We start from the raw sequence: 22,325 nt of genomic DNA, 5'->3' as shown, positions 1-22,325 counted from the left end.
CGTACCGTCTGAACCATGACGCAGCGGGCATCCAATCCCTCCGGGGAGCAGCGAACCGGCGCCACCGGGCGGCCGGCCACGATCGACGCCGGGGCGGAGCTCGACCCGGTCCACCCGGTCGAGCTGCCGGACCCGCCCGCCGGGGGCGGGCTGACCTCGGCGGAGGTGGCCGAGCGGGTCGCGCGCGGCGAGGTCAACGACGTACCGGTACGGTCCTCGCGGTCGATGGCCGAGATCGTCCGGGCCAACGTCTTCACCCGGTTCAACCTGATCATCGGCGTGCTCTGGGTGATCATGCTGTTCGTGGCGCCGATCCAGGACAGCCTGTTCGGGTTCGTGATCGTCGCCAACACCGGCATCGGCATCGTGCAGGAGTGGCGGGCCAAGAAGACGCTGGACAGCCTCGCGGTCATCGGCGAGGCCAAGCCCGTGGTCCGGCGCGACGGCACGGCGGCCCCGATCCACACCTCCGAGATCGTCCTGGGCGACCTGGTCGAGCTGGGCCCCGGCGACAAGGTCGTCGTGGACGGCACGGTCGCCGAGGCGGACGGCCTGGAGGTGGACGAGTCCCTGCTCACCGGCGAGGCGGACCCGGTCCTCAAGCGGACCGGCGACACGGTGATGTCGGGGAGCTTCGTCGTCGCCGGCGGCGGCGCGTTCACCGCGACGAAGGTCGGGCGCGAGGCGTACGCGGCGCAGCTCGCCGAGGAGGCGTCCCGCTTCACGCTCGTCCGCTCCGAGCTGCGCACCGGCATCTCGACGATCCTCAAGTACGTCACCTGGATGATGGTGCCGACCGCGATCGGGCTGGTGATCAGCCAGCTGGTGGTCAAGGACAACAACCTCAAGGACTCGATCGCCCGCACGGTAGGCGGGATCGTCCCGATGATCCCGGAGGGCCTGGTCCTGCTGACCTCGGTGGCCTTCGCGATCGGCGTCGTCCGCCTGGGCCGCAAGCAGTGCCTCGTCCAGGAGCTGCCCGCCATCGAGGGCCTGGCCCGGGTCGACGTCGTCTGCCTGGACAAGACCGGCACGCTCACCGAGGGCGGCATGGACGTCACGGAGCTGCGGGCGCTGGGCGACAACGCCGACGAACCGTATCTGCGCCGTGTGCTGGGGGCCTTCGGCGCGTCCGAGCCCCGCCCCAACGCCAGCCTCCAGGCGATCATCGACGCCTACCCGGCCCCCGCGGAGGGCGGCTGGCAGGTCACCGGCACGCTGCCGTTCTCCTCCGCCCGCAAGTACAGCGGCGCCGCGTTCACCGAGGACGGCGGCACGTCCTCCGCCTGGCTGCTGGGCGCGCCCGACGTGCTGCTCACCGAGGACGATCCGGCGCTCGCGGAGGTGGACCGGCTCAACGAGCAGGGGCTGCGGGTGCTGCTGCTGGCCCGTGCGCGGGGCGAACTGGAGGCCGCGGACGCGGCGAAGGGCGCCGAACCGGCCGCCCTGGTCGTCCTGGAGCAGCGGCTGCGGCCGGACGCCGGGCAGACCCTCGCCTACTTCGGGGACCAGCGCGTCGCCACGAAGGTGATCTCCGGGGACAACGCGGTCTCCGTCGGCGCGGTCGCCGCGAAGCTGGGGATGGCGGGCGCGGAGCACCCGGTGGACGCGCGGCGGCTGCCGGCGGACCCGGACGAGATGGCCACGATGATGGAGGAGAACGCGGTCTTCGGCCGCGTCACCCCGCAGCAGAAGCGGGAGATGGTCGCCGCGCTCCAGTCGCGCGGGCACACCGTCGCGATGACCGGCGACGGCGTCAACGACGTCCTCGCGCTCAAGGACGCGGACATCGGCGTCTCGATGGGCTCGGGCTCCGAGGCGACCCGCGCGGTCGCCCAGATCGTGCTGCTGAACAACAGCTTCGCGACCCTGCCGTCCGTGGTCGCCGAGGGCCGCCGGGTGATCGGCAACATCACCCGGGTGGCGACGCTGTTCCTGACGAAGACCGTGTATTCGGTGCTGCTGGCCGTGCTCGTGGTCTGCTTCCAGGTCGAGTACCCGTTCCTGCCGCGCCATCTGACGCTGCTGTCCACGCTGACGATCGGCGTCCCGGCGTTCTTCCTGGCGCTGGCCCCGAACAAGGAGCGCGCCCATCCGCACTTCGTGCGCCGCGTCATGCGGTACGCGATCCCCTCGGGCGTCATCGCCGCAGCGGCGACCTTCGTGACGTATCTGATCGCCCGGAGCCACTACGCCGGTACGGGCGCGCTGGACGCGGAGACGAGCGCGGCCACGCTGACGCTGTTCCTGGTCTCGATGTGGGTGCTCGCGATCATCGCCCGGCCCTACACCTGGTGGCGGATCTGCCTGGTGGTCGCGATGGGCCTGGCGTTCCTGGTGGTGCTGGCGGTGCCGTGGCTGCAGGACTTCTTCGCGCTGAAGCTGGTGGGCACGCAGATGCCGTGGACGGCCGTGGGCATCGCGGTGGTCGCGGCGGCGGCGCTGGAGTACGCGTGGCGACTGGTGGGCCGCCGGTTCGGGGCGTAGGGCCTGTCCGGGCCGCTCCCCCGGCGTGGAGGAGCGGCGGTACGGGGTTCAGTCGAACCAGCGGTCGCGGGCCAGCTCCGCCGTGCGGGACGGGTCCTCCAGCAGGGCCGCGACCTCGAAGCGGCGGGGCCACTGCCCGGCCGCCCAGGCCAGCCCGGCCGCGACGCCCTCCAGCGTCGCGGCGTGCACCACCCCGTCCGGGGTGCGCCGCCAGTCCAGCTCGACGCCACCGGCGCGCAGTTCGCCGTGCTCGACGTACGTGTCCGGGGTCGCGGGCCCGAGCAGTACGCGGACGGACTCCGGCACCTCGTGCTCCTCGCCGTCGCTCGTGACCCCGGCCTCGACGCTCTCGCCGAGCCGCCGCACCTGGAACAGCTCGGCCAGCTCCGCCGCGTGCGCCGGGGCGACCGGCAGCAGCGGCAGCCCCTCGGTGAGCGGCAGCAGGTCCGGCGCGTCCGCGATCACCGCGTCCGCCGCGTCCACCACCCGCACCTCGCCGTCCACGACGGCCCGCAGCGCGTCCGGCAGCGTCACCTGCTCCGGGTCCAGCGCGGCCAACGCCGTGTACAGGGCGTGCAGCTGTACGCCGCTGACCGGGCGGTCCTCGTCGGCGAGCCGGCCCAGCAGCTCGGCTGCCCCGCCCGGCTCGTCCAGGAGGGCGTCGACCGAGGTCCGTACGCCCAGGGCGCGCAGCACCTCGGCGTCCTCGAAGCCGGTCGCGTCGGCGGGGTCGTACAGCCCGGCGAGCCGGGGGTCGCCGCGGTGCGCGCGCAGACCGGCCGGGCGGCGGCCGTCCAGAACGGGGTGGCCGCGCAGCCACCACGCGGTGTACGGGCGGACGGACTGCGTGGTGCCGTCCGGCAGCAGCACCCGGACCGGCTGGGTGAGCGCGTCGCGCAGCGGCGGCCGGGCGAGCATCGCGAGGGCCTGCGGCCAGGCGTCGTCGTCCACCAGGTCCAGATCGCGCACGGCGACCAGCTCGGTGGCGACCGGCGGCACCGGGCTGTCCGGGAACTGGTCGAGGATGTCCTCGCACCACACGTCCACCGCGTCCAGCAGCCCGGCGTCGTCCGGCTCCGCGAAGTCGCCGTCGCGGGGCTCCAGTTCGTCCGGGTCCAGGACGACGTCGGTGGCCCGTACCAGGGCGAAGGTCGCGAGCACCCCGCAGGCGGTGAGCGGCTGTTCGCCCCAGCGGTCGGCCAGCTCCGCGTCGCACAGGGCGAGTTCGCCCTCGCGCATCACGGCGGCGAACGGGCTGTCCGGCAGCACGAGTTCCCCGGCGGGCGCGAGTTCGCCGTCCTCGTCGGTCAGCGCCAGCGCCCCGAGCCAGGGCTCGTCGCCCGGCTCCAGACCGGCGTCCCGGACGAGGGTGAGCACGGTCTCCACCAGCTCGTCCCCGTCGAGCGCGTCCTCGTCCCAGATCTCGCCCGCGTCCAGCGACCCGGCGACGGCGGCCCGCACCTGCGGGGTCGTCAGGACCGCGCGCGGGGTGGCGGGCAGGGCGCCCAGCTTCTCCAGCAGCGGATGCGCGGCGTCGGGGTGGGCGACCTTGAGCCCGAGGCGGCCCAGCCGGTCGAGAACGGGCCCGGACAGCGCGTCGGGGACCGGCAGCAGGACCTGACGGGGGCCGATGGTGGTGCGCGGCGGCGCGGGCGCTTCGAGGTCGCCGCCCGCCGAGCCCGTGCCCGCCAGCGGGACCGGCAGCCCCGACAGACGGTCCGGGTCGACACCGGTCAGGCTGTCGTACAGCCGCCGCCACCAGGCCGGATCGCGTTCCAGGCCCGCCAGCCGGTCGATCGCCTCCGTCAGCGGCACCCGGGCGACGCCCAGCGTGCGCAGCTCCACGCGCCGTTCGAGCCCGGCGGGCAGCAGGCAGGGCAGCACCTCGGCGAGCACGGTCACCGTCCGCTCGCCGACGCCCTCCACCACCTCCGCCTCGACCGGCCGCAGCGCGACGGTGTCCTTGCGGACGTGCTCCTCGCCGTCCCAGCCGTCCCAGCGCTCCGGCTCGGCGGCCGGGTCGCGCGGGGCGGCGGGCGCCAGGAACGCCACGCGCGGCAGCCGCTCCAGGATCGCGCCGCGCAGCGCGCCGTCCAGCCCGCCCTGCCCCAGCGGGCCCGGCACCAGGCCGATCGTCGCGACGGAGACCGGCTCCCAGTCGGCGAGCAGTTCCGCGTACGCGTCGGCCGCGCGCTCGACCAGGAAGTCGGTGAGCGGTCCGGGCGCGGGGTGCCTGCGGGTGGTGTCCAGCGGCAGTGAGGCGATGAGCAGCGCGGGCAGGCCGAGCGGCTCGTCGGTGGGCGTCGGCGCGTGCACGACGGGGGCGGTGCGGGGGTGGAGCGGGGCGCCGTCCGCGTCGACCGGGACGGCCCAGGTCACCGACCAGTGCGGGCGCAGCCGCTCCTCCAGCGGCCGGCCGGCGAGCAGGGCGGGCTCGATCGGGCCGTGCTGTGCGGCGGTGCGCCAGCGGTGGGTGCCGTGCGCGGAGTCCTCGATGTGCGTGTACGGGCCGTGCTGCGAGCGGCGGAGCGTGCGTACGGCCTCCGGCGTCTCGACGGTCACCTCGTCCAGCCCGGTCAGCGTGAGCAGCAGCGCGTCGTCCACGGCGGCCAGCAGCCGGCCCACCAGGTCCTCGGCGACCCCGTCGCGCAGGGGCAGCACGACGACGGTGTCGTAGCCGTCGGGCGCGGTGCCCTCGGCGGGCAGCGGGAGGCGCAGCAGCGGTACGTGGCCGTCGCGGCGGCGCAGCTCGTCGCCCAGGCCGGGGCTGCCGATCGCCGCCCGGCCGGCCAGTTCGCGGGCCTCGGCCAGGGACCAGCGGACGCCGCCGTGCCGGCCGACGATCGCCGGTTCGTCGCTGACCGCGAGGACGGCGGCGAACCCGACGCCGAACCGGCCCACGGCGCCCTCGTGGCCCTCGCGCTTCGCGGAGGCGCGCAGCGTGGACAGCGACTCGACGCCGGTGGCGTCCAGCGGGGCGCCGGTGTTCGCGGCGGCGAGGACGGCGGGGGTGCCGTCCGTCGCGGGGCGCAGGGTGAGCCGGAGGCGGCCGGGGACTCCGGCGCGGGCGGCGGCGTCGGCGGCGTTCTGGGCCAGCTCGACGACGAGGCGGTCGCGGTAGCCGCCGAGCGCGAGGTCCTCCTCGGCGTTGGCGTCCTCCCGGAACCGGGCGGGCCCGGCGCCCCAGGCGTCGAGTACGCCGCGCCGCAGCCGCGCGGTGCCGAACGGGTCGCCCTCCGTCGCGTTGATGCCCATGGGGTGCTCCCTCTGCCGGTCCGGAACGCGTACCCCGCGAAGCTACCGGGTACCGCCCGGACCCACCCACTCACCGCCGCCGGAGCACCTAGTCCTCCGGGGTCCCCGAGGCGGAAGCCTCACCGTGCAACGGATACTCGTCAACCCGCATCGTGTCCAACGCGTGCCCCGCCGCCGCGGGCGGCTTCGGCATGACCGCCGCCTCCGAGTGCCCACCGCACCCGTACGCCAGCGACACCACGTGCCCGTCCGCCGGGCCGAACTCGTTGGCGCACACCCCGAACGCCTGCCGCAGCGAGCCCGCGAGCGGCATCAGGAAGGCGCAGGAGACACAGGAGGCCGGCGCGGCCTGCGCCATCGGCGTCTTCGGCCCGAACGCCTCGTCCCAGCGGTCCGCCGCCGAGTGCAGCCCGTACCGCGAGAGCACCCGCGCCCGGCGCATACCCAGCTCGTCGGCCACCGAGGCGACCGAACCGCGCGCGGTCGCGTCCGGGCGGGTCGTCAGCTCGGCGTCCTCCACGTCCACGAGGTCGGCCAGCTCGCCGCTGACCTCGCCGACCGCCGAGTTCGGCGGGACCTCGTCCGCGCCGGTGTACCCCGGCTCCAGGCGCAGGTCGTCCGCCTCGGTCGGCAGCAGGTCGCCGGGCCCCATGTCGCCCGGCCGCAGCCGCTCGCTCCACGGCACCCACTCCGGCGCCAGGATCGCGTCACTGCCGGGCAGCAGCACCGTCTCGTCCAGCGTGACGTTCTTCGCGCGGGAGGCCCGCGCGACCGTCACCGCCCAGCGCCAGCCCCGGTAGCCGGGGTCCTCGCACTCGAAGTAGTGCGTGACGACGCGGTCCCCCTCGGAGACCACGGCCACATGCTCACCCACGACCCCCGGAGCGGCCGCCTCCTCGGCCGCCGCGCGGGCGAGGTCAACGGCCTCGGCGCACAACCGGTCGGGAGCGGGGGTACGGGCGGTACGGGCCGTACGGCCTCGCGTCGTCGCAGCACTCACAGGTCTCGCTTCTCTCCTACGCCAGTCTCACGAGCGCGCCAGCACATCGACCATCGATTTCGGCCATACGGTCACGGACGGAGCGGACCTGGGGGCCGCGTCGACGTCCGTACCCGTTGAGCCGACCTCGGGCACGCCTTCCGCGATCCATTCTGCGGGATCGCCGAGAGGCGCGCGGCCGAGAACAACCGCCGGTGGCGCGCTAAGCACGCTACCCTCTCCGCCGCTCCCCGCCCACCTGCCGTCCCAAACGACGCCGTATCGGCCATGCCCCGACGCCCCCGTCACCTGGCAGATCACTGACCCGACGGGGCGGTCCCGCCCGCGTCCCGCCGGGATGCCGGTTCGCATCGCGCGGTCCTGGGGCACTATGACCAAGTGGCTTCTGCCCGGTCGCACGACGGTCCCGGCCCGCTCCGCAGGGCGGGGCGGGCGGTCGGCCGTGCCCTGAGAACGCCGTTCACCGGCACCGCGCGCGGCATCCGCCGGGCCACCCACGCGCACGGGGCCGGCGAGAGCGGTCTCGGCAAGCTCATCGAACTGCACGCGGTGAACGGCGCGGGCGACGTGATGATCACGGTCGCCCTCGCGTCCACCGTGTTCTTCTCCGTACCGACCGACCAGGCGCGCGGCCGGGTCGCGCTGTACCTCGCGGTCACGATGGCGCCGTTCATCCTGCTCGCCCCGGTCATCGGCCCGCTCCTGGACCGGCTGCCGCACGGCCGCCGCATGGCGATGGCCGGTTCCATGCTTGCGCGGGCCGTCCTGGCGCTCACGATGTCCGGCGCGGTCGCCACCGGGGGCCTGGAGCTGTATCCGGCCGCGCTCGGCGTGCTGGTCTGCTCCAAGGCGTACGGGGTGGTGCGCAGCGCCGTCGTACCCCGGCTGCTGCCACCGAAGTTCTCACTGGTGAAGGCGAACTCGCGGGTCACCCTGGCCGGTCTGCTGGCCACCGGGGCCGCCGCGCCGATCGGCGCGGCGCTCCAGCTGATCGGCCCGCCGTGGCCGCTGTACGGGGCGTGCGCGATCTTCTCGGGCGGCGCGGTGCTGGCGTTCACGCTGCCGCCGAAGGTGGACTCGGCGAAGGGCGAGCGCCGGGTGCGGCTGGTGCCGCCGCCGGGCGAGCCCGCGCCGCGCCCGGAGCCGTCCCGGTCCGCGTCGACGCTCTCGGGCCGCAAGCGCCGGGAGAACGGCGAGCGGCGGCCGGGGCTGCGGTCGGTCGGCCCGTCCGTGCTGCACGGCCTCCAGGCCAACGCCGCGCACCGCGCGCTCTCCGGCTTCCTGATCTTCTTCCTGGCGTTCCTGCTGCGCGAGCATCCGCTGGCCGGGCAGAGCGCGGCGATCTCGCTGGGCATCGTCGGCGTGGCGGCGGGCGTGGGCAACGCGCTGGGCACGGCGGTGGGCTCCTGGCTGCGGGCGCGCGGCCCGGAGATCATCGTCGCCTCGGTGCTGGGCCTGGCGCTGGGCGTGGCGGTCCTGGCGGCCGTCTTCTTCAGCACGGTGATGGTGGCCGCGCTCGCCGCGACGGCGGGGCTCACCCAGGCCCTGTCGAAGCTGTCGCTGGACGCGATGATCCAGCGCGATGTGCCGGAGGAGGTGCGGACGTCGGCGTTCGCCCGGTCCGAGACGCTGCTCCAGATGTCCTGGGTGGTGGGCGGCGCGATCGGGATCGCCCTCCCCCTCAACGGCGTACTGGGCATGTCGGTCGCCGCCGGGCTGCTGGCGCTCGGCGCTTCCGCGTCCGTACGGGGGCTGCTGGGCGCCGCACGGCGCGGCTCGCCGCACCCCCGCGTGGCGTGAGCGGGAGCGACCGATAGCCTTCGGCCCATGACCGTTGCGTTCTTCTCCGGTAAGGGCCGTCGAATCGGCGTCGCTCTTGGTGCCGTGTCCGCGGGACTCCTTGTCCTGTCCGCCTGCGACAAGCCGACGCCGCTCGCCACCGTGACGGTCGGCGACAACTCGGTGCACACCGAGGCCGCCTGCTACAACGACGGCAAGACCATCAAGCCCTCCGAGGTCAAGTCCTGTCTCAACAAGGAGGCGGAGAAGACCATCAAGGTGTCGATGTCGGACACCGTGCACTTCGGCGTCGACCCGGAGATCGCGGACAACGGCTGGACGCTCTTCATCAACGGCCAGCAGGCCGAGCAGGAGCCGTTCAAGAAGACCTACCGCTCCATCTCCGGCAGCGCCTTCTTCTCCAGCCAGACCGGCGAGGCCGCCGACGAGACGCAGATCAGCGTCGTCGAGACCAAGGGCGAGGGCAAGGAGACCGGCGTGGCCGGCATCTGGCACTTCAAGCTGGTGAAGACGGACTGACCGCCCCTTCGGAGGGCTGCCCCTGATGCGTGTGCTGGTCGTGACCGCGGTCCCGGTGGAACGGGACGCGGTCACGCGTGCGTACGGGGACGAGCCCGCGGTGCGGCCGGTGCGCGGCGCGGAGATCCACCGGGCCGGGCCGCTGGACGTGCTCGCGGGCGGCGCGGGCCCGGCCGCCGCGGCGGCGTCGGCGGCGTTCGCGCTGGCGGCCGGCCGCTACGACCTGGTGGTCTCGGCGGGCATCGGCGGCGGCTTCGCCCCGGTGGCGCCGGTCGGCTCGCTGGTCGTCTCCCGCCGCATCGGCGCGGCGGACCTGGGCGCCGAGACCCCGGCCGGTTTCGTGCCGGTCACCGACCTCGGCTTCGGCCGCACCTGGCACGTCCCGCCCCCCTCCCTCGTCCGGGCCGCCGCCGGGGCGACCGGGGCGGCCGTCGGCGACATCCTCACCGTCTCCACCGTGACCGGCAGCGCCGACCGCGCCGCCGCCCTGCTCACCGCCCACCCCGGCGCCCTGGCCGAGGCCATGGAGGGGTTCGGGGTCGCGGAGGCGGCGGACCTCGCCGGCGTACCGGTCCTGGAGCTCAGGGCCGTGTCGAACGCCGTCGGCCCGCGCGACCGCGACGCCTGGCGCATCGGCGACGCGCTGACCGCGCTGACCGGGGCGTTCGGGAAGCTCATCCCCGTACTGGAAGGCTGGACCCGCCATGACCGCGACGACACCGCAGACTGACGCGCTGCGCATCGCCTTCTCGCCCTGCCCGAACGACACCTTCGTCTTCGACGCCTGGGCGCACGGCAGGGTCCCCGGCGCGCCGGCGCTGGACGTCACGTTCGCGGACATCGACCTGACCAACGGCATGGCCGAGCGCGGCGAGCTGGACGTGCTCAAGGTGTCGTACGCGGTGCTGCCATGGGTGCTGGACGAGTACGCGCTGCTGCCGTGCGGCGGGGCACTGGGCCGGGGCTGCGGCCCGCTCGTCCTCACCCGCGAGCCGGGCACGGACCTGATCGGGAAGACGGTCGCCGTACCGAGCGAGCGCTCGACCGCATACCTGCTGTTCCGCCTGTGGGCGGCGGAGGTGGTGCCGGGCGGCGTCGGCGAGATCGTCGTCATGCCGTTCGACCGGATCATGCCGGCGGTCCGGGACGGCGAGGTGGACGCGGGCCTGGTCATCCACGAGGCGCGCTTCACGTACCAGAACTACGGGCTGCACAACCTCGCTGACATGGGCAGGCACTGGGAGGACACCACCGGCCTCCCGATCCCCCTGGGCGCGATCATCGCCAAGCGCTCGCTGGGCGCGGCCGCGCTGAAGCTCCTCGCGGAGTCGGTCCGCGCCTCGGTCCGCATGGCCTGGGACGACCCCGAGGCGTCCCGCCCGTACGTCGCGGCCCACGCCCAGGAGATGGACCCGTCCGTCGCGGACCAGCACATCGGCCTGTACGTGAACGAGTTCACCGCGGACCTGGGCGAGGACGGCTACGCCGCGATCCGCGGTCTGCTGACCCGTGCGGCGGCGGAGGGCCTGGTGCCCGCCCTCGGGCCGGACGCGCTGGCGTTCCCGTAGCGTCCGCTCGATCAGTGGATTCTCCGATTCTCCGATGGAGGTAGGCGTGCCGAGTGGTGTGGGCGAGTCGTGGCAGCGTGTCGTGTCCTGGCTGCGTGAGAACGCGCAGGTCAGTCACCGTGCGCTGGGGGACGCGGCGAGCGAGGCGGAGATCGCCGCCGTCGAGGAGAAAACGGGTGTGCGGTTCCCGGCGGATCTGCGTACCTATCTGAAGGTCAACAACGGGACCGTCACCCAGCTCGACGATTCGAACGGGCTGACGGGTTCCTGCCCGGAGGGCGAGTTCCTCGCCGGCGGATGGGCGCTGCTGCCGCTGTCGAGCATCGAGCGGCTGCACCATCAGATGATGCCCGGCCCGAACGAGGACGTGGCCTATTGGCGCAAGGAGTGGATTCCCTTCGCCGCCGAGTCCTACGCGTGCGGTGAGATGTACGGCTTCTTCATCGACGCGGAGACGGGTTCGGTGGGGCAGTGGAGTGACGGCGACGTGGAGGATCTGGATCTCTTCGCGGATCTGCCGGAGTTCTTCGCATCGGTTCTCGCGGATCTGGAGCGAATCCTCGGCCCGGAAGACACCGGTCAGCGCGTCCTGGACGGCCGCGTCACCCTCGACTGAGGCCAAGGAGGCCACGGAGGCCAAGGGGAAGGCCCCCGCGGATGTTTCCGCGGGGGCTTTCCTGTGTGCGGTGGTGTCAGGGGGTGAACCCGTCGAGGTCGACCCAGTAGTCGTCGTCCTCCATCAGCCGCTGTTCACGGATGAATCCGCCGAAGGGCTGCATGGACTGCGTGTTCTGCCACTTCGACATGCTGGAGCGGCCACAGGGCTCGTTCCAGGCCGGGTCCGGGTAGTCGGGCCGCAGGTGCAGGCTCATGGTGCCGTCGGCGTTGCGCTTGAGGTACGTCTGCACGCACTCCGTGCCGTTGGTCGTGACCGGGTTCGGGCCACTCGCGTTGCCCGCGCTCTGGAAGGAGTTGGCGAAGGAGAACTCGTCACAGGTGATGGTGTCCGTCTTCGCGGTTCCCGAATCGGCGGTCCACAGGTCACTGAAGAGCCCGGTGCCCTTGTAGGGGTCTCCGGGAATGTTGTACTCGGTGAAGTTGGTGGAACTCTTCGTGCAGAGCTTCTCCCGGTTGACGGTCTTCTGCATGCGGGTACCACCGGCGACCTTCTTCTTGCCGAGGTAGGTCAGCGGCTTGCCGTTGGTGGTGTGCTGACCCCACTTGATGCCGGTCTTGCGCCACATCAGTTCGATGTGCGCGGCGGCTCCGGGGAACTTCTTGGAGTTCATGACGTAGGTCGGCTTGTAGCCGGAGAACACACAGCCGCTGCCCGCGTTGGCGACCTCGGAGTCGCAGCGGATGGTCAGCTTGGCGTTCTCGAACTCGGACGGATTCACGACCGTCGTGCTGCCGACCTTGCCGCCGAGAGTCAAGTACGGGGTGATCGTGTTCTTCGTACCGCTGGGCGTCCACTTGAACCGGGTGGTGACGGTCCGCGTGAGCGTGTCGCCCTTGGCGAAGGTCTTCGACCCGTTCCAGTCGACGCTGGTGATGGAGCAGTAGCCCCGGCACTTGGCCGCGTAGTCGAAGGTGGCGGACGTCGCCGAACCGTCCATCATCTTCAGCCGGATCGTCGCGACCTGCGAGAACTCGGCACTCTTCGGATCGAGGTAGTACGTGGCGTAGATGTCGAACGCCGCGTTTCCGATCGGAACCGTGTTCGAGTACTCCGTCATCCCGTAGTCGCTGTGGATGCAGCCGGTGGTGCGCTTCCGGCTGAGGGAGTGGTTGATCGTCGAGCACGACGCGGTGCTCATGGCGGCCATCGGCGTCGCCGCGGCGGAGTTCGCCGAGAAGCTGCCGACCGCGGAGAAGGAACTGTTGGTGATGTCCTCGTTCGGCTCGACCGGCGACGGCGCCGGAGCGGTCGGGTCGGCCGTCATGTCGCGGGTGAGCTTCATGCCGTTGTACGTGCCGGGCACGAAGGCGACGGCGTCGAAGGCGATGTCGGCGTCACCGGAACCGCCGTTGAAGTTGTCGAGCCGCACTTCGGGGATCTGGTCGCCGAAGACGTAGGCGCCGAGGCTGACCCACTTGTTGGACTGGTTCGACTTCTGGGAGATCGAGACGCTCCGCTCCCCGTTCGACGTCTGGATGCGGTAGACGGCGTTGGTGGTCTGCGCCCCGTGGTCGGGGATGTGCACGAAGACCTTCGCCTGGCGGCTCGTATTGGTCAGCGGGGCGTTCAGCTTCCAGGTCCCGGTGACCTTCAGACGGTTCGCGTTCGTCGGGTAGGACTCCGGCGAGCGGGTGTGCGTGAACCAGAAGTGGTTGCCGTAGCCCGCGCCGATCTGGTGCGTGTCGATCTTCCCCGGATACGTGGTGACGGTGGTCGGGTTGTCCACACCGTCGTCCGTGAGATCCATCTGGGTGTCCCATGGCACGTAGCCGAGGCTGAACGTGCCGTCGGACTGCACCGCTCCGCAGCCGCGGTTCCCGTCGACTCCCGCCGGAATCATGCCGTCGGGCAGATCGTCGACCACCAGTGCTTCGGCCGGCAGGGACCCGAGGGAGCAGTTGGGCGGGTACGAGCCGGCGTCCGCCTGCTCACCGTAGGACGTCGGGAAGCGGTGCACGCCGTTTCCGCACTCCGCGAGGAGTTCGCAGTCCTTCCACTGGTCCTTGGTGATCTCCTCGTTCCACCAGCAGTGCAGCCAGTGCGGGTTGGTGTCGCTGTCGCCCGCGTCGGCGGTGCAGGCACCCATGCCCTGGTCGTTGGAGTCGTTGTCGCCGATCTTGGACGGATCGCAGGAGTTCGACCCGTTGCAGAACAGGTCGACCGGCGGCTTGGCGTTGGTCCGGTCGGCGTTGCTGGTCCACCAGGCGGGCCGGTAGCCGGCCTGGAAGTCACCGGGCGCGAACATCGCCGAGATCGGCCGGGCCGCCCAGCCGATCACCTTCTCCTCGTACGGCCAGTCCTGCGGGTGCGCGGCGTGGCTGTAGTCGTCCCCCGCCGGGTTGGTCGCGCTCTGCAGGAACGGGACGCGGTTGGCCTTCCACAGCGGGTTGGCCGGGTTGTTCGTCCAGCCGACACCCCAGTGCCCCTGGGAGTCGGCCGTGTCGTAGAAGCCGGAGTTGTACGCCCACAGGGCGAAGAACCAGTTCTCGATCCACTTCGGGTGGCCGCCGTTGATCTTCATCCCGGCGTTGTAGGTCTGGTTCCACTTCTCGGACAGGATGCGCACACCGGCGGCGATGTTCGCCGTGTAGTCCAGGGCGACGGCCTCCTGCGCGAGCGTGGACAGCGCCGTCTCGCCCGGCTTGGTCCTGCCCGCGAGCCGCATGCCGTCGGTGGCCTGGGTGATGCCGTAACCGCAGTCGGCGTCGGCCCAGTTGATCCGCCAGGGGTCGATCTGCTCGCCGGAGGCGGCGTAGTCGACCCCGTAGTAGTTGCCGACCAGCGAGTTGGCGGTGACACCGGGCACGGCGAACCGGGTGGCCTGCCACATGTTGGACTCCTGCGCGGTGATGCCGAGCATCACCTGCGCCGGGATGTGCCACTTGTCGGTGACATCCGGGTCCTCGTTGTCGAGGGTGCCGTTGGGGTCACCGGCCAGCACGGTCGGCGGGAACAGGCCCTGGGGCTGGTAGCCACCGGTGCCGGTGTTCTTCCAGTTCGGCGACCGGTAGAAGTTCAGCTCACCGACGACGGCCTGGTCCACGGCCCACTCGACCTGGCGCGGAGTGGGCTGGAACGCCTGCTTCTTCGCGTCGTTGCGGGCCACCGCGCAGTACCGCTCCCCGGTGCCTTCGCTCGGGTTGTCGGCCTGCCCGGCGAGGGCCCGGGTACGGAAGGACTGCGTGGACATGCCCTCCGTGCTCTTCCCGGACGTGTCCGGGCCGGAGTCGACCGGGCCGCCGGTGGGCAGCGCCGGGGACAGGGCGCGCCCCTGTGCCGCGTCGCCCACGCGGTGCGCGCCGGGGCGCAGGTCGAGCGTCACGGACTTGCCCGAGTCCAGCATGCGCAGCGCCGTGCGGGCGGGGCGCGGCTTGGCGGCGTCCTCCGGGTTGACCAGGGTGGTCTTGCCGTCGGACCACGTGGTGGTCAGGGCCGCCTGGGCGTGGCTGGAGATGGCGGCGCCCTTGGGGAGCTTGCCGGGGTTGTGCACCCGCTTGGGCAGGGTGGTGGAGGTGGACGTGGCCTTGCCGGTGACGAACACCTCGCCACGTGCGGAGCGGGTCAGGTCCCAGGCGTGCAGCTTGCCGGAGGCGACGGTGACGGGCTGGCTCCTCTTGCCCCGCCTCACCGTCGTGCGGTCCAGGTGCTTGGCGCGGGCGGCCGGTTCGTCGGACGCCTTCTTGTCCAGATCGCGGTCGATGTAGGTGATGCCGCCGTCGGCGTCGGCGGTGATCTGGAACGGCACCGTGGTGGTGGACGCCAGGGTCTTCTCGGCCGTGCCGTTGATGCGGACCAGCTTGTTGCCGTGGGCGGCGACGATGCCCTCGTCGGTGGGGATCGCCGAGGTGACCTGGCCGGCGAGCGTGACCGGCTTCGACTCCTTGCCGGTGGCCGCGTCGACGGTGATCAGACGGGTCTGCTGCTTCTTGTCCCCGTCGTGGGTGAGCTGGGTGAACACCGCCTGGTCGCCCTGGCCGCAGCCGGGCGAGAAGTAGGCCAGCGACGACTGGAACGGCAGCTTGGTGACCTTGCCCGAGGCCAGGTCGACCACCGCGGTGAAGGCACCGCGCACCATCAGCTCGGGCTTGTTGGTGAACATGCGCGGCGCGTACGAGACGGCCGCGTACTTGCCGGACTCGGTGACGCAGTGGTTGCCGATCCAGGTGTCCGAGGCGAAGCCCTCCTCGAACAGGCTCGCCACCGTGCGGAGCTGGTAGCCGTCCTTCTCCCTGCCCGCCAGGAGATGGAAGCCCGTGCCGTCACCGGTCGTGGTGACCGCGGTGTCGGCGGACTTCTCGTAGCCCGCGCCGAGGAGGCCGGCGCGGTCCTTCGCGGGGATCGCGGAGGGCTTCAGGGAGAGCTTCCGCTGCTGGGTGGTGTCGTTCCGGGTGTCGCTCCACCCCTGCGCCGCGCTCTTGGGCGGCTTGGGTTCGTCGGCCTGCGCGGGCAGGCTCAGCGGTACCGCCAGCGCGGTGGTCACCGCGAGGGTGACCGGCACGCGCAGGCGGCTGCGTATCTGTCTCAACTGTGCTTCTCCTCTGATTACTCGACTGCCTCGGCAGCCGCAAGGACCTCGCCCATGCGCTTCTTGACGGCGGTGAGCGGGTCCTTGTTCTCCTCGATCAGCCGCTTCTGGACGGCCGACTCCTCCTTGAACCAGACCTCGATCAGACGGGTCCGCTTCTTGCAATCGATGTCGTCCAGCGCGAGCGCGATCGCGTTCTTGGTGGTGCCGTCACCGTCGGCGTAGCCCTGCTCCATCGCCCGGTACGGGTCGGCGGCCTTGCGGCCCTTGTCCTTCATGCAGGCCGACCAGCTCTTGAGGGCCTTCCGGACCGGCTTCAGCGGCCGGGACTCGGAGAGGCTGGCCGAGGCGAGCCCGGAGACGAAGCCCTCGTCCTCCTCGTTCACCTTGAGCTGCCGCTTCGCCCAGCCGGCGCAGCCGCCCTGGTGCAGCTTCTTTCCGTTGTGCTCGGCGCGCGCGGGCTCCGGGACGGTGCCGAAATGGCCTTCGCCCTGCTTGGCGCCCCGAGGTGGGGTGAGTTCGGGCTTCTTCCGCCCGGTCAGGACTTCCACCTCGACGCCGGAAAGCCCTGCTTCGACGGATTCGAGGCTCCGGGTCTGCTGCTTCGGCAGCCCGTACCCGTACTTCCGTGCCTGCGCGCGGTCGCTGAGGCCGTATCGCCGCTCGATCGAGAGGGCGTTGCTGTAGGGGGGCGGGTTCGCGCCGGGACGCGGCAGATCGACGGTCAGCCCGTACTCGGACATGCACCGCGTCTCCAGGGTGCGCAGCGCGGTGTCGACGGCGACCTGGTCCGCGTAGGAGGGCAGATAGGACTCGAGCGGCAGCTCCAGACCCTTGACCAAGCCCGAAGTGGGCACCTCCGCAGGCCAGTTGGTCCGGTCGACCGGGGTCCTGTCCTTCGCCGGGCCGGAGGCCGGTCCGGACGAGGAGCAGGCACCGAGCGATATCGCCGCGAGCATGACAGCAGTGGCGACGGTCGTCCGTCTGAGGACGTGCATGGGTATTCCTTCTCTACGTAATCCCAGGGCGATCGCGACGCAGCACGGAAGAAGCGGCCACCGATCGCAGGAAACCCCGACATTTGCGATCAGTGGCCACGAACTACCGCTGCACCAGGAGCAGCTTCAAATGATTCCCGGAAGTCCCCGGGAAGCCGCACGTTCACCCGCCATTTGCTCGCGCGGCGACCTTGAGCACCTCGTCGTTCTTCTTCCGCTCCTCGTCGAGCGCGAGCTGATTCTCCTCGATGCGTCGATTCTGAATCTTCTTCTCGGCCTCGAACCAGATACTCACCAGCCGAGAAGTCTTCTTGCACTCGACATCGGCCACGGCCAGTGCCGTTTCCTCCGCAGAAGGATTTTCGGAGCCGAGCGTGGAAATGAGATCGGGCGTCTTGTACGGATGCGTCACGCGATAGCCGCTCGACTTCATGCAGGCCGACCATTTGTCAACCGCAGCCCGCACCTCGGCGACTTTCCGCGACTCTTCCAGGGAGGCGAATTCGACTTTGCTCGCCAGCGGGTACGCTATCTTGCCGAGCTTTTTCTTCGCCTCGCCCTGGCAGCCGCCCTCCGGGACCTTTTCCCCCTTGTACGACCCGCCCGCCAGCTGGGCGCCCGATCCGGAGAACACCGCGCCTTCCGCGCCTGCGGCCGGCTCCCACACAGGAGGCTCGCCGGGGTCATTGGGAAGGTGGTAACCGAATCGGGCGGCCTCCTTGGCATCCGATATGCCGTACCGGCGGGCCATGTTCGCGTCGTCGTATCCGACCGGCGGATACATGCCCGGTTCCGGAGGGGAGAAGGAGTTGAATCCGTATCTACGCATACAGCTCTTCCAGAGGTTCTGCTGAGCCCGCTGCCAGGCGACCAGTTCGGGGTACGAGATGAGGTACCCCTCGATCGGCAGCACCATCCCCTTGGCCAGGCCGCTGACGGGCGTACGAGCAGGCCAGGCCTGCTCGTCCACCTTCGAGCCGGTCGTGGACGCACTGCCCGAACCAGCCTCCCCCGACGCGCCTCCGGAACATCCCGACACCAGAACCGCAATGATCAGGGCAGAGCCCGTGACCGCTCTTCGCATTCGGATCAAGACCTCTTGTGCGAGGCGTTGTTGTTCTTCAGCGAGGACTTCAGGTTGGTCGACGGCCAGTCGCTTCCGCAGCCCGGCGTGATGGTCTGGGAGGTTCCCTGGTAGCCGGAGTTGTAGTAGATGATGTTGTTCACCGAGCACTCGTTGTTCACCGCCGACGCGGCCTGGTTCTTGAGCTCGATGCCATCACCCGAAGCACCGGTGCATCCCGGATTGGAGCCCGTGATGCGGTCCACGCCGCCGCGGAAGATGTACCTCACGAGCACCGCCCCATTCGGGGAGTATCCGTAGTGATTGGAAATGCTCTGATTCGCCAGGAAGCACGAGCTGTACGAGTAGCCGGTCGTGGTACCGGCACTGTTGTAGTAAATCTCGAAGCAGTACTGATTGCCGCTCGAACTGCACACATCCGATTCGTACGAGGTCGAAACGGCCTGAGCCGGCGAACCCCCCTGCAATGCAACAAGGAATCCGGCGCCGACCACAGCCGCCCCGCGCGTCCAACGAGCAATCATGACTAACCCTCCAGTAGGGATGAAGATGACAACCGTAAAAGTTAGTCAAAGCCCCCTCTTCCCCGCCACCGCCCCTCTACCATCTGACGCAAATACGTCAACTTTTTTGCACCCTTTTGCATAGGGTTGACACGATTCAATCCATCCTCTCCCCCCTGTCAGTGGGTTAACGTGGTCCGGACCACGGAACTGGCAATTCCACGGGCGGATTCCCGGGGGGGAGATATGGGCAATTCGGACAAGAGTCATAGAATCAATGAACATGAGGCAAGACTCCTGCAACTTCTTTATGCGGGATATGAGGACGCCCGGGTCGCCCGGGCTCTCGGCCTGAGTCACCGCACCGTGCAGCGCCATGTGAAGCGCCTGATGCTCAAGGTCGGCGTGAACAGCAGGCTGGCCCTCGGGGCGCGGGCGCAGGAGCTCGGCTGGCTGAGCCGGTCCGGCGAACGGGGCGACACCCAAGGGCCCGAGACATCGTGGGAGCAGCACGTGAGGGACCGGGATGCCGCGTAATCGACGACACGTCCTGTTCACGGTGGCGGCCCTGGCGGTCACGCTGACCGGGGCCGGTCTCGCGTCCACCGCCTTCATCTCCTCGCCCCAGCAGGCCGCCGCCGAGGCGGGACCGCCCGCACCGGACGTCCTGACGGCCCCGGTGGAACGCCGGGTGCTCACCGACACCATCGTCCTGCGCGGCCAGGTCACCGCCGGCCGGACCTTCGACGTGTCATCGGCCGGGCCGTCCGGGAAGGACGCCGGTTCGCCTGTGGTGACGAAGGTGATGGTGAAGGCGGGCGCCGCGGTGAAGCCGGGCAAGGTGCTGCTGGAGATCTCCGGACGCCCCCTCTTCTCCCTCGAAGGCAAACTCCCGGTCTACCGCGACCTGCGCCCCGGATCACGCGGCGACGACGTCCGTCAGCTGCAACAGGCGCTGGCCGCGGTCGGGTTCGGCAGCCAGGGCGACCGGGCGGGCTACTTCGGCACCGCCACGAAGACGGCGGTGACCCGGTTCTACGCATCGCTCGGCTACGACCCCGTCCCCGCGCAGGAGGACGGGCAGCTCAAGCTGCGGGAGGCCCGGCGCACGGCGACCGACATGGAACGCGCGGTGCAGGACGCCGAGCCCGGTACGGCCAAGCAGCGGGCGAGGGAGGACCTGGAGATCGCACGCGACGAGCTGAACGCCGTGGAGGCCGCGGACGGCCCCATGGTTCCGGCCTCCGAACTCGCGTTCTTCCCGGTGTTCCCCGCTCGGGTCGACTCGCTCGACGCACGCGTGGGCGGACCGGTCGGCGACAAGCTCCTCACCGTCTCGGCCGGAGACCTGGTGGTCAAGGGCTCCCTCGGGTCGAGCGAGGTCGGGCTGGTCCGGCCGGGCCAGAAGGTACGGATACTTTCGGAACTCACCGGCACGTCCGCGTCGGGCGTCGTCGAATCGGTCGCCGACGGCCTGTCCGCCGCCGGGCCCGACGCCGGTGAAGAGGGCGCGGCCCCCGCCGCCGACGGCGAGAAGGGGGCGGTCGGCCATGCCCTCGTCGTCACCCCCACCAAGGCGCTGCCCGCCGAACTCGCCCATCAGAACGTCCGGCTGACCGTCGAGGCGGCCACCTCCAAGGCCAAGGTCCTCGTCGTACCCATTTCCGCGGTGTCCGCGGGAGCGGATGCCAGGACCACGGTCACCGTGCTCCTGGCCGACGGCGGACGGCGCCGGATCGAGGTGCGCCCCGGCATCTCGGGCGACGGATACGTCGAGGTCACTCCGGTCGGAGGCACCGGCCTCGCCCCCGGTGACAAGGTCATCGTCGGTGGCGCCCCGGCCGGCGGCGCCTCCGCGCAACGGGGCGGCCCGTCTTCATGACGACCCACGCCCCCCTCGAAGACGCTCCTCCGCTCGTCATGGAGTTCGACCAGGTGGCCCTCACCTACCCCGGAGCGCCGCCGGTCGAGGCGCTGAAGCCCTGTCACCTCGCCGTGCGCAAGGGCGACTACCTGGCCGTCGTCGGCCCGTCCGGCTCCGGGAAGTCCACCTTCCTCAACATCGCGGGGCTCCTCGACGTACCCACCCAGGGCCGCTACCTGCTCGACGGCACGGACACCACCGCCCTCCGGGAGGCCGACCGGACGGCACTGCGGGGCCGCCGTATCGGCTTCGTCTTCCAGGCGTTCCACCTCGTACCGCACCGCAGTGCCGTCGAGAACGTCACGCTCTCCATGCTCTACGCGGGCACCCCGCGTCGTGAGCGCAAGAAGCGCGCGCTCGAAGCGCTGCACCGGGTGGGGCTCGACCACCGGGCCGACGCGCTACCGATCCGGATGTCCGGCGGCGAGCGGCAACGGGTCGCCATCGCCAGGGCCCTGGTGGCGCGCCCGTCCCTCCTGCTCTGCGACGAGCTCACCGGCAACCTGGACTCCGCCACCGCCGAGTCCGTACTCACGCTCCTCGACGAACTCCACCGCGACGGCATGACCCTGCTCGTCATCACGCACGACCCGGTCGTGGCCGCCCGCGCGGCCCGGAAGGTGACGATCCGGGACGGCGTCCTCACCGAAACGGAGGGCGCCGCATGACTCCACGCGTTCTGCGCACCGCCCTACGACGGCTCCGGCACCGGGGCCCCGCCGGGGTGGTCGCCCGGACCCGTCTCCACCCCCTGGACCTGCTCGCCGAGGCACACGCCGGAATCCTCCAGCGGCCCGGCCGCTCCGCGCTGACCGCCCTGGGCACCGTGCTGGGAGTGGGCACGTTCGTCGCCATCCTGGGCCTGACCGCCACCGCCTCCTCCCAGATCGACGCCCGCTTCAACACCCTCGTCGCGACGGAGGTGACGATCGAGGACATCGGCGGCGACGGTGCCGAGCACATCGTCAACGCGTTCCCCGACGACGCGCCGTCCCGCATGGAGAAGCTGAACGGCGTCCGGCACGCGGGCGTCTACTGGCACGTCGACGTCACCGGCGGAAGCACGATCACGGCCGCACCGGTCGGCGACACGGCGGCCGGTGAGGAAGCGGCCGTGGTCGCGGCGACCCCCGGGGTGCTCGCGGCAGCCGACCCGACGCTCTCCCAGGGGCGGACCTTCGACGCCTTCCACCAGGGCCGCGCCGAGGATGTCGTGGTCATCGGCTCCGGGCTCGCCGACCGGCTCGGCATCACCACCCTGGAGACCCAGCCTGCCGTCTTCATCGGCGGCACCCCGCTCACCGTGATCGGCATCGTCGACGACGTGGCCCGCCAGGAGGACCTGCTCCTCTCCGTCATCGTCCCGAGCAGCACGGCCGAGAAGTACTGGGGCGGCCCGGCCCGCGGCGAACGCGCCAAGATGCTGGTCTCCACCCGGCTCGGGGCCGCCACCCAGATCGCGCAGGAAGCGGCGCTCGCCCTGGACCCGGCCCACCCGGACCGCTTCAAGTCGATCCCGCCGCCCGACCCGCGCACCCTGCGCGGCAACGTCAGCGGCGACCTCGACCAGCTCCTGCTGCTGCTCGCCGGCATCTGCCTGGTCATCGGCACGGTCGGCATCGCCAACACCACGCTCGTCGCGGTGCTGGAGCGCACCGCGGAGATCGGCGTACGCCGGGCGCTCGGCGCGCGCGCCCGGCACATCACCGCCCAGTTCCTCACCGAGTCCGGGGCGCTGGGCGCGCTGGGCGGCCTCGTGGGCACCAGCCTGGGCACGCTCACCGTGGTCGGCGTCGCCGTCGCCCGGGACTGGACCCCGATCGTTCACCCGGCGACGGTGGCGGCGGCCCCGCTGATCGGCCTGGCCACCGGTCTTCTGGCCGGCCTCTACCCCGCGTGGCGGGCGTCCGGAATCCAGCCGGTCGAGGCCCTGCGGCGCTGACGCGCGCCGAACACGCCTGTGGGCGCCCCGGCCGGGGCGCC

At 71.4% G+C, this 22,325-nt stretch carries 16 protein-coding genes; 10 read left to right on the top strand and 6 right to left on the bottom strand.

All coding sequences use genetic code 11. From position 1 onward, the window contains the following. Nucleotides 1-15 precede the first annotated feature (15 nt). The gene (locus OG710_RS16680; protein ID WP_330240042.1) at nt 16-2,487 is read left to right on the top strand and encodes an HAD-IC family P-type ATPase; all 2,472 of its coding nucleotides are present in this window, start codon (nt 16-18) and stop codon (nt 2,485-2,487) included. Nucleotides 2,488-2,535: 48 nt separating this feature from the next. On the opposite strand, the gene OG710_RS16675 is transcribed toward OG710_RS16680, so the two are convergent. Together OG710_RS16675 and OG710_RS16670 are read right to left on the bottom strand one after the other, a co-directional pair. Next, the gene (locus tag OG710_RS16675) at nt 2,536-5,742 is read right to left on the bottom strand and encodes a sacsin N-terminal ATP-binding-like domain-containing protein (RefSeq protein ID WP_330240041.1); all 3,207 of its coding nucleotides are present in this window, start codon (nt 5,740-5,742) and stop codon (nt 2,536-2,538) included. 88 nt (nt 5,743-5,830) lie between these two features. Then, entirely contained in the window at nt 5,831-6,742 is a 912-nt protein-coding gene (locus OG710_RS16670; RefSeq protein ID WP_330240040.1) for a DUF3027 domain-containing protein, read from the bottom strand. A 378-nt stretch (nt 6,743-7,120) separates the two neighbouring features. Here OG710_RS16670 and OG710_RS16665 point away from each other — a divergent pair, with 378 nt between their 5' ends. The 5 genes from OG710_RS16665 to OG710_RS16645 are packed head-to-tail and all read left to right on the top strand — an operon-like array spanning nt 7,121 to nt 11,245. Then, nucleotides 7,121-8,542: an MFS transporter gene (locus OG710_RS16665; protein WP_330240039.1), complete on the top strand. Its 1,422-nt coding sequence runs from the start codon at nt 7,121-7,123 to the stop codon at nt 8,540-8,542. 27 nt (nt 8,543-8,569) lie between these two features. Continuing rightward, nucleotides 8,570-9,061 carry a DUF2771 domain-containing protein gene (locus tag OG710_RS16660; RefSeq protein WP_330240038.1) on the top strand — a complete coding sequence of 164 codons (492 nt, stop codon included), beginning with the start codon at nt 8,570-8,572 and terminating at the stop codon, nt 9,059-9,061. A gap of 25 nt (nt 9,062-9,086) precedes the next feature. After that, nucleotides 9,087-9,791 carry a futalosine hydrolase gene (locus OG710_RS16655; RefSeq protein WP_330240037.1) on the top strand — a complete coding sequence of 235 codons (705 nt, stop codon included), beginning with the start codon at nt 9,087-9,089 and terminating at the stop codon, nt 9,789-9,791. Next, complete coding sequence (locus tag OG710_RS16650) at nt 9,766-10,629, top strand: 1,4-dihydroxy-6-naphthoate synthase (RefSeq protein ID WP_330240036.1); 864 nt, start codon at nt 9,766-9,768, stop codon at nt 10,627-10,629. The genes OG710_RS16655 and OG710_RS16650 overlap by 26 nt, the downstream gene beginning before the upstream one ends. A 46-nt stretch (nt 10,630-10,675) precedes the next feature. Next, on the top strand, nt 10,676-11,245 hold the full coding sequence (locus OG710_RS16645; RefSeq protein WP_330240035.1) for an SMI1/KNR4 family protein: 570 nt from the start codon (nt 10,676-10,678) through the stop codon (nt 11,243-11,245). Nucleotides 11,246-11,321: 76 nt separating this feature from the next. On the opposite strand, the gene OG710_RS16640 is transcribed toward OG710_RS16645, so the two are convergent. The 4 genes from OG710_RS16640 to OG710_RS16625 all read right to left on the bottom strand — a co-directional run bounded on the left by OG710_RS16640 (nt 11,322) and on the right by OG710_RS16625 (nt 18,439). Next, the gene (locus tag OG710_RS16640; RefSeq protein WP_330240034.1) at nt 11,322-15,833 is read right to left on the bottom strand and encodes a golvesin C-terminal-like domain-containing protein; all 4,512 of its coding nucleotides are present in this window, start codon (nt 15,831-15,833) and stop codon (nt 11,322-11,324) included. 17 nt (nt 15,834-15,850) lie between these two features. After that, nucleotides 15,851-16,831 carry a hypothetical protein gene (locus OG710_RS16635; RefSeq protein ID WP_330240033.1) on the bottom strand — a complete coding sequence of 327 codons (981 nt, stop codon included), beginning with the start codon at nt 16,829-16,831 and terminating at the stop codon, nt 15,851-15,853. Nucleotides 16,832-16,994: 163 nt separating this feature from the next. After that, a complete protein-coding gene (locus OG710_RS16630; protein ID WP_330240032.1) occupies nt 16,995-17,801 on the bottom strand; it encodes a hypothetical protein in 807 nt (268 codons plus the stop codon). 119 nt (nt 17,802-17,920) lie between these two features. Continuing rightward, entirely contained in the window at nt 17,921-18,439 is a 519-nt protein-coding gene (locus OG710_RS16625) for a hypothetical protein (protein ID WP_330240031.1), read from the bottom strand. A gap of 225 nt (nt 18,440-18,664) precedes the next feature. Here OG710_RS16625 and OG710_RS16620 point away from each other — a divergent pair, with 225 nt between their 5' ends. The 4 genes from OG710_RS16620 to OG710_RS16605 are packed head-to-tail and all read left to right on the top strand — an operon-like array spanning nt 18,665 to nt 22,284. After that, nucleotides 18,665-18,955: a response regulator transcription factor gene (locus OG710_RS16620; RefSeq protein ID WP_330240030.1), complete on the top strand. Its 291-nt coding sequence runs from the start codon at nt 18,665-18,667 to the stop codon at nt 18,953-18,955. Beyond that, nucleotides 18,945-20,300: a peptidoglycan-binding domain-containing protein gene (locus tag OG710_RS16615; RefSeq protein ID WP_330240029.1), complete on the top strand. Its 1,356-nt coding sequence runs from the start codon at nt 18,945-18,947 to the stop codon at nt 20,298-20,300. Before OG710_RS16620 ends, OG710_RS16615 begins: the two co-directional genes overlap by 11 nt. Beyond that, entirely contained in the window at nt 20,297-21,010 is a 714-nt protein-coding gene (locus OG710_RS16610) for an ABC transporter ATP-binding protein (protein WP_330240028.1), read from the top strand. Before OG710_RS16615 ends, OG710_RS16610 begins: the two co-directional genes overlap by 4 nt. Further along, nucleotides 21,007-22,284, top strand: coding sequence for an ABC transporter permease (locus OG710_RS16605; protein WP_330240027.1), 1,278 nt, complete (start codon nt 21,007-21,009; stop codon nt 22,282-22,284). The genes OG710_RS16610 and OG710_RS16605 overlap by 4 nt, the downstream gene beginning before the upstream one ends. Nucleotides 22,285-22,325: the final 41 nt, after the last annotated feature.

Source organism: Streptomyces sp. NBC_00525 (assembly GCF_036346595.1).
Taxonomy (GTDB): domain Bacteria; phylum Actinomycetota; class Actinomycetes; order Streptomycetales; family Streptomycetaceae; genus Streptomyces.
Note: the sequence above shows the minus strand (reverse complement) of the source record. Positions and strands in the feature narration are given on the sequence as shown.